Annotated in this window: 12 protein-coding genes; 5 read left to right on the top strand and 7 right to left on the bottom strand. The window is 69.1% G+C overall.

Annotation, left to right across the window (positions count from 1 at the left end; all coding sequences use genetic code 11):
- Positions 1-85 precede the first annotated feature (85 nt).
- Complete coding sequence (locus tag ACT89H_RS09570; RefSeq protein WP_445108156.1) at positions 86-697, top strand: hypothetical protein; 612 nt, start codon at positions 86-88, stop codon at positions 695-697.
- A 31-nt stretch (positions 698-728) separates the two neighbouring features.
- Here the strand turns inward: ACT89H_RS09570 and ku are convergent, their stop codons facing one another.
- Complete coding sequence (gene ku / locus ACT89H_RS09565; protein WP_445108155.1) at positions 729-1,709, bottom strand: non-homologous end joining protein Ku; 981 nt, start codon at positions 1,707-1,709, stop codon at positions 729-731.
- Entirely contained in the window at positions 1,706-2,818 is a 1,113-nt protein-coding gene (locus tag ACT89H_RS09560; RefSeq protein ID WP_445108154.1) for a lycopene cyclase family protein, read from the bottom strand. Before ACT89H_RS09560 ends, ku begins: the two co-directional genes overlap by 4 nt.
- Before the next feature lie 459 nt (positions 2,819-3,277).
- On the opposite strand from ACT89H_RS09560, the gene ACT89H_RS09555 reads away from it, so the two are divergent.
- Entirely contained in the window at positions 3,278-5,488 is a 2,211-nt protein-coding gene (locus tag ACT89H_RS09555) for an MMPL family transporter (protein ID WP_445108153.1), read from the top strand.
- 158 nt (positions 5,489-5,646) lie between these two features.
- Here the strand turns inward: ACT89H_RS09555 and ACT89H_RS09550 are convergent, their stop codons facing one another.
- Positions 5,647-6,411: an SDR family oxidoreductase gene (locus ACT89H_RS09550; RefSeq protein WP_445108152.1), complete on the bottom strand. Its 765-nt coding sequence runs from the start codon at positions 6,409-6,411 to the stop codon at positions 5,647-5,649.
- 167 nt (positions 6,412-6,578) lie between these two features.
- Here ACT89H_RS09550 and ACT89H_RS09545 point away from each other — a divergent pair, with 167 nt between their 5' ends.
- Positions 6,579-8,210 carry an ABC-F family ATP-binding cassette domain-containing protein gene (locus ACT89H_RS09545; RefSeq protein ID WP_445108151.1) on the top strand — a complete coding sequence of 544 codons (1,632 nt, stop codon included), beginning with the start codon at positions 6,579-6,581 and terminating at the stop codon, positions 8,208-8,210.
- A gap of 81 nt (positions 8,211-8,291) precedes the next feature.
- Positions 8,292-8,522 (top strand): helix-turn-helix domain-containing protein, encoded by a 231-nt coding sequence (locus tag ACT89H_RS09540; RefSeq protein WP_445108150.1) that lies wholly within the window; start codon positions 8,292-8,294, stop codon positions 8,520-8,522.
- Positions 8,523-8,631: 109 nt separating this feature from the next.
- Here the strand turns inward: ACT89H_RS09540 and ACT89H_RS09535 are convergent, their stop codons facing one another.
- The 3 genes from ACT89H_RS09535 to ACT89H_RS09525 are packed head-to-tail and all read right to left on the bottom strand — an operon-like array spanning position 8,632 to position 10,549.
- On the bottom strand, positions 8,632-9,561 hold the full coding sequence (locus ACT89H_RS09535) for an MvdC/MvdD family ATP grasp protein (RefSeq protein WP_445108149.1): 930 nt from the start codon (positions 9,559-9,561) through the stop codon (positions 8,632-8,634).
- 42 nt (positions 9,562-9,603) lie between these two features.
- Positions 9,604-10,059 (bottom strand): hypothetical protein, encoded by a 456-nt coding sequence (locus ACT89H_RS09530; RefSeq protein WP_445108148.1) that lies wholly within the window; start codon positions 10,057-10,059, stop codon positions 9,604-9,606.
- Positions 10,060-10,078: 19 nt separating this feature from the next.
- A complete protein-coding gene (locus tag ACT89H_RS09525; RefSeq protein WP_445108147.1) occupies positions 10,079-10,549 on the bottom strand; it encodes a hypothetical protein in 471 nt (156 codons plus the stop codon).
- A gap of 119 nt (positions 10,550-10,668) precedes the next feature.
- On the opposite strand from ACT89H_RS09525, the gene ACT89H_RS09520 reads away from it, so the two are divergent.
- A complete protein-coding gene (locus ACT89H_RS09520; RefSeq protein ID WP_445108146.1) occupies positions 10,669-11,463 on the top strand; it encodes a hypothetical protein in 795 nt (264 codons plus the stop codon).
- Positions 11,464-11,469: 6 nt separating this feature from the next.
- Here ACT89H_RS09520 and ACT89H_RS09515 read toward each other — a convergent pair whose 3' ends face one another.
- On the bottom strand, positions 11,470-12,036 hold the full coding sequence (locus tag ACT89H_RS09515; protein WP_445108145.1) for a TetR/AcrR family transcriptional regulator: 567 nt from the start codon (positions 12,034-12,036) through the stop codon (positions 11,470-11,472).
- Between the last annotated feature and the right edge of the window lie 32 nt (positions 12,037-12,068).

Genomic DNA, 12,068 nt, shown 5'->3' with positions numbered 1-12,068 from the left:
GGGACAACGCGAGGCGACCGGCTGCTTCCTTGCCGAACCCCGTGCGGTGGGCGTCGGCAGCGGAGATGATGCGGGGGTGGACGAGATGACGTATCGGCGATCGCGAGTCGCGCTGCACGCGGTCGCGGAGTTGCTGATCGCCGGGCCGCAGCACCGGCAGTTCGGCACCATCCGGCTGGAAATCGTGCACCGGGGTTTCGCCGGTGTGCGTTGGCCGGTTTCCGTGGTCGGGGAGGAACTGGTGTGGCCGCGCGGACGTCGTCGGCTGACGGGGACCTACCGGGAGGCTGCCGAGGCCGCGGGCTTCGAACCGGTGCCGCCGGAAGGGGTGTATGCGAACACCACGGGCGTGGATCCCGATGCGGCGATCGAACTGGATCCGTCCGCGGCCGGGTTGATCGAAGACTGGTTCACGCTGGCAGACAAGGCGTTGCGCTGCCTGACCTCCGGTGCGACACCCGTGCTGTGGCCGGAGCATTTCGATCTGGCGAGCACGATCGACGAGGTGAACTACGGGGTGTCGCCCGGGGACGACGCCCATCCCGGTCCCTACGCCTACATCGGTCCCTGGCGACCGCGAACCGGCGACTTCTGGAACGCGCCGTTCGGCGCGCTCCGGCCCCGCACCGCGGTGAACACCGTGGCGGCCCTGCTGGAGTTCTTCGAAGCGGGCAGGCGGCACGCGGCGCAGGACTGACCTCGGCGTCGGCGACGGCCCCGAGGAATACTCAGGCGCCTTTGCGCGCCGCGGCCTTCTTGGCGGCCTTCTTCGCGGGCGCCTTCTTCGCCGCGCTCTTGGACGCACCGCTCTTCGCCGCGCCCTTGGACGCGGTGCTCTTGGCGGCGGTGCTCTTGCCGCCGGCGCTCTTGGCGGCGGCCTTCTTCGCGGTCTTCTTCGGCTCGGCGCCGTCGCCCCCCGCTGTCCGGCGCCCGCTGGCCTCCAGGCTGCGCTGCAGTGCGGCGACCAGATCGACCACCTCGGCGTCCATCCCGCTCGGCACCGGCTCCGGCTGCTCGGGCACCGTGCCGGTGCCGCTGGCGATCGCTTCGTCGAGCAGGCGTTTGAGCTCGATCTGGTACTCGTCGGTGAACTGCTCCGGATCGAAGTCGTCGGACATGGCCTCGACGAGCGTCTCGGCCATCGTGATCTCCTGCGGCCGGGGCTCGGCGACACCGTCGAGGGATTCGAACTCCACGGAGCGGACTTCGTCGGGCCACAGCAGCGTCTGGACCACCAGAATGCCCTCGCGCACGCGCAGCGCGGCCAGCCGGGTCTTCTGCCGCAGCGTGAAGTACACCAGGGCGGTGCGTTCGATCTTCTCCAGCGTCCGGGCCAGCAGGACATAGGCCTTCGGCGTGCTGGAGTCCGGCTCCAGGTAGTAGCTCTTCTCGAACAGGATGGGGTCGATCTGCTCCGACGGCACGAACTGCAGCACCGGGATCTCGTGCTTCTCCGCTACGGGCAGTTTCGCGAAGTCCTCGTCGCTGAGGACCACCTTGTCGCCGTCCGGCGACTCGTAGGCCTTGTCGATCTCGGTGTACTGGACGGATTGGCCGCACACGGTGCAGACGCGGTCGTATTTGATCCGGCCTCCATCCTTGGCGTGCACCTGATGGAACCGGATGTCGTGGTCCTCGGTGGCGGTGTACACCTTCACCGGAACGTTTACCAGCCCGAATGCGATCGAGCCCTTCCAGATCGACCTCATGCATCCATCATGGCCGAAGCCCACCGGCCTCGCGAGGGAACCGGAATCGTGAGTGTCGCGGCTGCGACCCGCCGGCGTAGCGGTCCCGGCAGCGCCGCGAACAGTGCGCTCATCGCCGCGACCGTCCCGGCGAGGTCGGTGCGGCCGGACAGATACGCGCGTTGCGCGTCCGGTGGCAGCGCGAAAAACGTGTCGAAGAACAGTGGGACATCACCGGGCGGCAGCGCCAGCAGCGCGCGCAGCCCGGCGCGGCGCAACCAGTGGACGACACGTGCCGGGGCGGGCCATACGTCCTGTCCCGCGGCCACCGCGTCGGCGGCGGCCAGCGCGGCGCCGACGCTGTAGCCGGTCGCCGGATGCAGGAACCCGCCCGCCGCCCCGAACCTGCGCGCGCCCGGACGGCCCCCGTGCAGCGGAAAACGGACGTGCTCCACGGGCTCGTCGCCGGTGAGCCGGATGTTCCTGGCGTGCAGCCGTTCCCGCAAGCGGGTGCGCAGTTGCCCACCCGTCAAGGCGGGGCGGCCCGCCAGGCAGGTTTCCTCGAGCAGCATCCGCTCGTCGTCCAGCGGAACGGCGTAGAGGAACGAGCGCGGAGCGTCGGGGTCCGCGCCGTTGTCCGGACGCCAATCCATGAACAGCGGCTCGAGCCCGGCGCACTGTCCGGCGTCCGCGATGACGCCGTAGGCGGTCTGCTCGGCCCGGGCGGGCGAGCGGGCGAGTCCGCGCGCGTCGACCACCCGGCCGCCGGTGACCATCGCGCCGGACGCCAACCTCACCCGCGCGGGGCCGACATCGATCGCGCGATCGATCACCACGTTCACATCGGCCAGATGCAGCGACTTCTGCAGCCGTGCCGTGTCGAGCACCGCGTACGGGCGGTCCAGCCGGTGAACCCGCGTTCCCCAGGCCGTCGGCCGGGGTACCGTCGCCGCGACGACGCGAGGCGACAGCCAGTCCGGCAGCTCGTCGGCCCACGCCGCGTAGGTGGCCGTCCACCTGCGCTCCGGCGCGGGATCGACCACGGTGACCGTGAGCCCGCGCACCACGGCGCGGTGCGCGAGGGCGCGTCCGGCCGGGCCGAGACCGCAGACGACCAGGTCCGGCTTCACGCCGCCCTCGTCCGGATCCGCGGGAGTGCGTTGCGATGCATGGGTCGAGCCTCTCATCCGCGCCGGGCCGTCGCGCGGCCGCGGCGTCGGAGCCGTACTCAGCGCAGGTTCCGACCGCGAAGTGAACGTTGCGCGAATGTCGTCGTGGGGGTCGGGATCGCCTGCCCGCGCGCGGAAGGGTGTGCCGGCGGGGCTCCGCTGCCTTCCGGTGCGGAGGAGTGAGCAGCGTGTCGGCAGCCGGCCGGACTCGGCGCACCACCGGAATGTGTTCGGGCTCACCGGAGTTTGTTCCGCGTTGCTAGGATGCCGGGGCGCTGGCGCACGCATCCGGCTCCGGTGCCGAGTGCCAGAAGCCGGCGCACCGGTGCGCCGCGGATGGCGCGCCGGGCCGGTTGCGACCGGCGACCGCTGGAGTCCGAGCGAAAGCGGTACGACCGGAACGAGTTAGGGGTAGACGCAGTGTTCGAACTGACCAGGCGGCACAGCCGGTGGATCCTGGCCGTGTTCGTGGTGCTCGCACTGGCGATGGGCACGCTGAGCGCGACGCTGTTCGACAAAGTGCAGGGCGGCGGGTACATCGACCCCGGCAGCGAATCGAGCCGGGCCACCGCGGTGCTGCGCGACGCCTTCGGCCAGGCCACCCCGAATTTCGTGCTACTGGTGCAGACTCGCCGGTCGGTGGACGACGACGCGACGGCCACCGCGGCGACGAATCTGGTCACCGAGCTGAAATCGGTGTCCGGCGTCGCGGGTGTCACGTCGTACTGGACCGACAAATCGCCCGCGCTGCGCAGCACCGACGGGACCAAGGGCCTGATCGTGGCCAGCATCCTCGGCGAGGAGGCCGAGGTCGACCAGCGGGTGGGCGATCTCGCCGACCGATTCGGCGGCACCCACGGTCCGCTCGAAGTGCGGGTCGGCGGCTACGCGATGCTGCTGCACGAGACGGTGCAGCAGAGCGAGAAAGACGTCGTGCTCGGCGAATCCATCGCGTTCCCGATCACGCTGATCGCGCTGCTGCTGGTGTTCGGTGGTCTGGTCGCGGCCAGCCTGCCGCTGGTGATCGCGATGATCACAGTGATGATCACGATGGGCGCGCTGTGGATCATCGCGAGCGTCACCGATCTGGCGGCCACCGCGACCAACGTCGCCACCCTGCTCGGCCTCGGCCTGGCGATCGACTACAGCCTGCTGATCATCAGCCGCTACCGCGACGAGTTGGTCGCCGGTCAGCAGCCCGCCGCCGCCGTGGCCGCCACCATGCGCTCGGCGGGCCGGACCGTCGCGTTCTCGGCGGTCACCGTCGCCGTCGCGCTGTCGGGCCTGCTGTTCTTCCCGCTGCTGGCCGTCCGCTCGATGGGCTACGCGGGCCTGGCCGTCGCGGTGATCGCCGCGACGGTGTCGCTGACCGCGCTGCCCGCGATCCTGGTCCTGCTCGGCACCAAGATCGACAACGGCCAGTTGTGGTGGTTCCTGCGCGCGGCCCGTCCCGCCCCCGGCGAGGGCGCCTGGCACCGCCTGGCGCGGTTCGTGATGATGCGGCCGGTGCCCATCGGCCTCGGGGTGACCGCCCTGCTGCTCGTGCTGGGCGCGCCGTTCCTCGGGGTGAACCTCGGCTTTCCCGACGAACGGTCGTTGCCGGAGTCGATGAACAACCGCCAGGTCACCGAGACCATCCAGCGCGACTTCGCCGCCACCGAACAGAACGGCCTGTTCGTGGTGCTGCCCGACAGCGCCTACAGCGCAGCCGGATTGGACGCCTACGCCCGGGAACTGTCGGAGATCGAGGATGTGCGCCGGGTCGACACCGCCACCGGCAGTTACAGCCACGGCGGTTTGCTCGTGGGGCCCACCGCGGCCGACGACCGCTTCCGAGCCGAGAACGCCGCCTATCTCACGGTGGTCCCGGACACCACGGATCCCACGGTGCTGGACCGGATCGCCGACGACGTGCGTGCCGCGCCCGCCGCCTCGCCGGTGCTGGTCGGTGGCGTGGCGGCGGCCGACACCGACGCGATCGACTCGGTGATCTCGGCGCTGCCGTACGCGCTGGCCTTCGTCGTGCTGGTCATGATCGTGGTCTTGTTCCTGCTCACCGGAAGCGTCGTGCTGCCGTTGCTGGCCGTCGTGCTCAGCTTCCTGAGCCTCACCGCGACCTTCGGCGCGCTGGTCTGGATCTTCCAGGACGGGCACCTGTCCGGGCTGCTCGGCTTCACCGTCACCGGCGACCTGCCGCCGACCGTCCCGGTCATGCTGTTCGGCGTCGCGTTCGGTCTCGCCATGGATTACCAGGTGTTCCTGTTGGCCCGCATCCGCGAGGAGTACCGGCGCACCAGGTCCAACGCGCTGGCCGTCACTTCCGGACTGGAGCGGATCGGCCGGATCGTCACGGCAGCCGCCCTCCTGATCTCGCTGGTGTTCCTCGGCTTCCTCGCCTCCGACATCACCTTCATGAAGGCGTTCGGCATCGGCCTTCCACTCGCCGTGCTGGTGGACGCGACCCTGGTACGCGGCTTCCTGCTGCCCGCTGCGATGGAGTTGCTCGGCCACTGGAACTGGTACGCGCCCGGCCCGCTGCGCCGACTGCACGAGCGGTTCGGGATCGAAGAGGCTCCTGCCGCCGCCGCGGTCGCCGGACGCGAGGACTGGCGCCAGCCCGTCCGGCTCTGATCCCGCAGCGACGGAAAGGCTCGATCGAGCATGGGCGATCAGGCGGCTTCGGGGCGGCCCGCCCGATGCCGCGACCGTCCAGAAGTACCTGCACTACCGGCACGCCGACACGATCGGCGCACTGGCGTTCCGCGAGCGCAGGCGACCGACGTGCGCGGTCAGATTCCGCCCGTGGACAGCAGCCCGCCGTCCACCCGGACCGTCTCGCCGGTGATCCACGCCGCGTCGTCGGAGACCAGGAATCCGATCAGGCGAGCCACGTCCTCCGGGCTGCCCAGCCGCTTCATCGGGTAAGCGCTGGTCGCGCGCTCTTCGTCGGCCGAGTACAGAGCGTCGGCGAACTTCGTCTTGATCACGCCCGGCGCCACCGCGTTCACCCGGATCTTCGGTCCCAGCTGCCAGGCGAGTTCACCGGTGAGATGGATCAGCGCGGACTTGGACGCGCCGTAGGCGGCGATCACACCGGTCGAGCGGATGCCCGCGACGCTGGCCACGTTGACCACGGCGCCGCCGTGGTCGCGCATCCACGCCCTATACGCCTCCTGGATGTAGCCGAGGGCAGCGACCACATTCACGTCGAAGATCTTGCGCACGGCATCGAGGTCGGCGTCCATCAGTGAGCCGAAGACCGGGTTGATGCCGGTGTTGTTGATCAGGACGTCCAGCGAGCCGAACTCCGTGACCGCGCGCTCGACCGCGGCCGCCCGCTCCTCGGCGACACCCGAGTTGCCCGCCAGGGCGACGACCTGCCCTTGGTGGCCCAGTTCGCGCAGCCGGGTGGCGGCTTCCTCCAGCGGATCCTTCTTCCGCGCGGTGATCAGCACGTTCGCGCCGCGGCCGAGCAACTCCGCCGCGACCGCCTTGCCGATGCCCCGGCTGGCCCCCGTGACCAGAGCACTCTTGCCCAATAGATCGGTACTCATGGCTTCGCACGGTAGCGCAGGCGGACGCGGAGGCCGTTATCGCCGTCACATGCGGGGTGCTGGTATATGGGCGGACCGTTCGCCCCGGGTAAAATCAGTGGTTCTTGTGCGCATCGGGCCGCACAATCGAGCACGCGTCCAGCACCACGATCCGCGAGGAGAAATTTGTGATCACCGCGACCGACCTGGAGGTCCGGGCCGGAGTCCGCACCCTGCTGTCCGCTCCCGGACCGGCGCTTCGGGTGCAGGCGGGCGACCGGATCGGGTTGGTCGGGCGCAACGGCGCGGGGAAGACCACCACGCTGCGCATCCTGGCCGGCGAAGGCGAACCGTACGCGGGCAAGATCCTGCGCTCCAGCGACATCGGTTACCTGCCGCAGGATCCGCGCGAGGGCGATCTCGACGTGCTGGCTCGCGACCGGGTGCTGTCCGCGCGCGGCCTGGACACACTGATCCGGGAGATGGAGAAGCAACAGGCGCTGATGGCGGAGGTCGCCGACGACGCGGAGCGGGAGAAGGCGGTCCGCAAGTACGGTCGCCTCGAGGAACGCTTCTCGGCGCTGGGCGGTTACGTGGCCGAGAGCGAGGCGGCCCGCATCTGTCACAGCCTGGGGCTGCCCGACCGGGTGCTCGGTCAGCCGTTGCGCACCCTGTCCGGTGGTCAGCGGCGCCGAATCGAATTGGCGCGCATCCTGTTCGCCGCCTCCGACGGCAGCGGCGGACGCTCGGACACCATCTTGCTGCTGGACGAGCCGACCAACCACCTCGACGCCGACTCGATCACCTGGCTGCGTGGTTTCCTGCAGAACCACGACGGCGGCCTGATCGTCATCAGCCACGACGTGGACCTGCTCGCCGATGTGGTGAACAAGGTGTGGTTCCTGGACGCGGTGCGCGGCGAGGCCGACGTCTACAACATGGGTTGGAAGAAGTACCTGGACGCGCGCGCCACCGACGAGCAGCGCAGGCGCAGGGAACGCGCGAACGCCGAGAAGAAGGCGAGTGCGCTGCGCGCCCAGGCGGCCAAGCTCGGCGCCAAGGCCACGAAAGCGACTGCCGCGCAGAACATGGCCAAGCGCGCCGATCGCCTGCTGGCCGAACTCGACGACGTGCGGGTCGCCGACAAGGTCGCCCGGATCAAGTTCCCCGAGCCCGCGGCCTGCGGTAAGACGCCGCTGATGGCGGAGAACCTGACCAAGGTCTACGGCTCACTGGAAATCTTCACCGGCGTCGACCTCGCGATCGACCGCGGCAGCCGGGTGGTGGTGCTCGGGCTCAACGGCGCGGGCAAGACGACGCTGCTGCGCCTGCTCGCCGGGGTCGAGCACCCGACGGCGGGCGGCCTGGTGCCGGGGCACGGTCTGAAGATCGGTTATTTCGCCCAGGAGCACGACACCCTCGACGACAACGCCACCGTGTGGGAGAACATCCGACACGCCGCGCCGGACGCGGGCGAGCAGGATCTACGTGGCCTGCTGGGCGCGTTCATGTTCTCCGGCCCGCAGCTCGACCAGCCCGCGGGCACGCTCTCGGGCGGTGAGAAGACCCGTCTCGCGCTGGCCGGACTGGTCTCCTCGGCGGCGAACGTGCTGCTGTTGGACGAGCCGACGAACAATCTCGACCCGGTGTCGCGGGAGCAGGTGCTCGACGCCCTGCGCACCTATGCGGGCGCGGTGGTGCTGGTGACCCACGACCCGGGGGCGGCGGAGGCGCTGGCTCCGGAACGGGTCATCTTGCTCCCGGACGGGACAGAAGACCACTGGTCGGCCGAATACCTGGAACTTATTCAGCTTGCGTGAGATTCATCACAGTTACCCGTTGATCACGGCCTGTTGAGTGCTTAGCCTGGAAAGACGCTGCTCGGCGACTCGGAGGAAGCCATGAGCGACAGGCCACAGAGCAAGGCCACATTGGGTAAGGGCACACGCGTCACCGGGAAGTCACGCGACCGCCTACAGACCCAGCTGAAGAAACAATACGAGGCGGGTGCGAGCATCCGGTCACTGGCGCGGTCCACCGGCCGCTCCTACGGTTTCATCCACAACGTGCTGGTGGAGTCGCATGTGCAGCTCCGTAGCCGGGGTGGGGCCAATCGCCGCAAGAGCCGATAACGCCGTCACGGCCTGACCGCGTGTGGTCTCGGCGCGGACCTGGCCGCCGACGTCGCGGCGTCGAAGAACGCCCTCGGTACGCCGGTGGCGGTGTTCGCCGCTGCCGGGCTCAGTAGCCCTCGACCGTGCCGTCGCCGTTCACCAGCAGGTGGGCCAGGCTGCGGAAGATCGGCAGCCCGGTTTTGATCTCCAGGTAGGCGAACTGGCCCTGCGGGTTGACCTCCAGGAAGTAGTACTCGCCGTCGCGGCCGAGCCGAATGTCGAGTACGCCGAAGGACAATCCGAGCGCGCCCATCAGAGTGGCCAGTGACTTGCTCACCGAGGCGGGCAGGTGATCGTGCGCGAAATCGACCGACGTGTCCAGACGGGAGTCGACCCGGCCGACGCCCGCCTGGGAGTCGATGCGCACGGTCCATTCGACCCCGTCCACCCACACCACGCGCAGATCGCAGGTGGCGTCGACGTAGTCCTGGAAGGTGGTCGGCGCCGAACGGATCGCGGCCAGCCTGCCGAAATCGTCCCTGGAGATGATCCTGGTCTCGGCGAACTCCGCCCGGCTGGTGCCGGTGCGCTTGTAAACGACCGGGCCGGGACGGGATTCGACGAAGCTGCGCGCCTCGTCCGGATCGTTGGTGATCAACGTCTCCGGCACGGCGAACCCGGCCCGCAGCGCCGTCTCCAGCTGGACGATCTTGCGTGCCGCGGTACGGTCGGCGCCCGGGTCGTTGACCCAGTAGGCCGGGATGGACCAGAGCAGCCCTTGAATGAATCCGTCGCACTCGGCCTGGCGAAAATCGTTGTCCGACGCGCGGACACCGGCGGGAACCCGGGTGTGGTGCGGGCGGCGCCACCACACCGACCGGACGTCGTCGAGGCCGATCAGGTGCGACAGCGAGCGGGCGGTGCCGAGCCGGTCTAGCCGGAAGCTGCCGGACTCCCGGGGGAAATCGCGCAGGTCGAGGTGGATCGGGCCGAGCCCGTGATGTTCTCGGAGCGTCGCCGCCATCGCGGTGGCGTGTAGATCATCGGATTCGGACACGATCAGGACCGAACCGCGCCGGCGTGCGGCCATCGCCTGAGCTCAGTCGAGGCTGTCGCAGTTGATGCCGTCGTCGCTGCCGTTGATCGACTTGGTCTGGCAGTAGGTGAACGTCGCCCCGCCCGCAGCCGGGGAGTCGACGAGTTGCAGCCGGTCGGCCCAGCTTTCGGTGAGCTGCCGCAATTGCTCGTCGCCGAGCGCCTCCGACGGTGACTCCGGGATGGTCATGGGCCGATCGACCAGGTCGATCCGCAGCCTGCGGGTGAAATCGGCGGTGGCGCCGGCGCGAATATCCACCAGCACGGGACGCCCGTCCTGATCGGCCTGTGATGCCGCGGAATCCACCACGCGCAGGACATCGGACCGACTGAAGGTCCACGTTCCCTCGGCGACGCGCACGCTGATCTGCCGGTCCGATTCCGCGACCAGCAGACCCTGGAGCGGAGGAACACGGTCGCCCCTCGGCGTCGGCCCGGGGAGGTGGATTGCGTCGGTCATAGCCGTTTCTCCGATCTGCTCACGATTTGCCACGACCCCCGAGCGTGTGAGCGATCATATCGCGATGAGCGGCGCAATCGGTTCGGATCGCGAGAATTTCCCGCCAATGGCAAACCGAATTCCGATCAATACCGGCCGAGTGTCGAAAGTTTTCCGGTAGCCTGGAAATACTGACAAAGCAATCATGAAGCTGATCTCCCGTGCTGCGCGGATGCCGGCCATCGCCTGATAGTGGCGGCGGTGCATCTGTACTTTCGTCCTGCTCGGGCGGGCGGCTCGCGGCGACCGCTTCTAGCGGCATCGGATTTCCGCCCGCTCCGCAACTTGTTCGAAATCGACTGCGCGCGGCCGCGAGATCGGTCATCGGGGATTCGCCCGCGGCGATTCGTTCCAGCAGCCGGAAATACTCGAAGCGCTGCACGCCGGGCGTGAGCGCGATGCGGATCCGCGCCGTGCTGTCCGGTGTGGCGTCGAAGGCGCCGAATCGCACTCCGGATGCGACAACTCGTGCCGCGATGAGGTAGCTCGATCCTCGTGTCGAGCGGGCGTCCGTGCTCTACCTTGAGATTCCGTACCGAAGGGGTCGGTGCGGTGGGCAAGGAGGCCTCGATGATCGACATCATCACTCTCCGCGGCACCGGGGAGCCGCGCAACTCCGACGGATCGCCCGCGGGCATGCTGCACGACGTCGCGAAACTACTCGACACCGCCAAGTTCAGTTGCTTCGAACCGGATTGGCCCGCTTCCGTCGGCCCCGTGCCGGAGGTCTGGGGTCCCTCGCTGGAGACCTCGGTACGGCTCGGCATCGCCGCCGGGGTGCGGGCCATCCAGGACTCGCCGAACGTCTGCGGCCTGCTGAGTTATTCACTCGGCGGCATCTGCGCCGGCCGGATCCTGGAGGGCGTCCGGTCCGGGAAGTACAAGAACGCCGACGGCACGCCGCTGGAGATCGCCTTCGTGGTGAACATCGCCAACCCGTTGCGCCGAGCCGGGCAGTCGGTCGGCAATCTCTGCCCGGCGAATACGTTCGGACTGCACGGGCAGCGGGGTGCGTGGCCGGCGTCGGTCGACGTCCGCGAGTACGCCAATCCCGGCGACATCATCACCGCGTCCCCGGCGGATTCGCCGTTGCGCGTCATCGACGTGGGCATCTCGCCGTTCTCCTTCGTGGAGGGCGCCCGGATCGGCGATGTCGCGCCGCTGATCTTCGCCGAACTGCTCGAAGTCCTGCTGCGCGACCCGATCGCGAACCTCGAGCGCTACACGACCGCCGTACGCGGTGTCATCGGCTATCTGACTCCGTGGCCCGACGGCCAGCACGTGCTCTATTCCGGACGGACGATGCCGGGGACGAACGTCCTGTGGACCACCCACGCCGCGCAGTACCTCAACGCGACGTACTAGCCGCGCTCACTGCTTGCGCCGGACCGAGGCCTCGACGAGATCCAATACGGCGGAAAGGTTCTCGTTGGTGTGGCCGGAGGCGATCCGGGCGATCAAACCGTCGAGGACGAGGTCGAGGTAGCCGAGCAGGACATCGGTGGGCACGTCGTCGCGCAGCGCGCCCGCGGCCTTACGGCGTTCCAGGCGGGCCAGGGTGGCGGCAGTGAGTTCGGCCGAGCGTTGGGTCCAGCCGGCCCGGAATTCGGGGTCGGTGCGCAGCCGCCGGGCGATCTCCAAACGCGTTCCGAGCCAGTTGAACTGGTCGGGGTGGGCGAGCATGTCGCGCATCACCTGCACGATGCCCTGATTGGCCGCGACGTCGGCCATGCGTTCGGCGTCCTCCTGGGCGAGGGCGAGGAACAGCGCGTCCTTGTCGCGGAAGTGGTGGAAAATGGCGCCCCTGGATAGCCCGATCTCCTCCTCGAGGCGGCGCACGGTGGCGCCGTCGTAGCCGTATTCGGCGAAGCAGCGGCGTGCTCCGTCCAGGATCTGGCTGCGCCGGGCGGCGAGGTGATCGTCACTGACCTTGGGCATGGGATCCTCCAGCGGGGGATACGCGGACCCCC

Source organism: Nocardia aegles (assembly GCF_052545135.1).
This window is presented reverse-complemented; position numbering and strand designations above follow the sequence as displayed.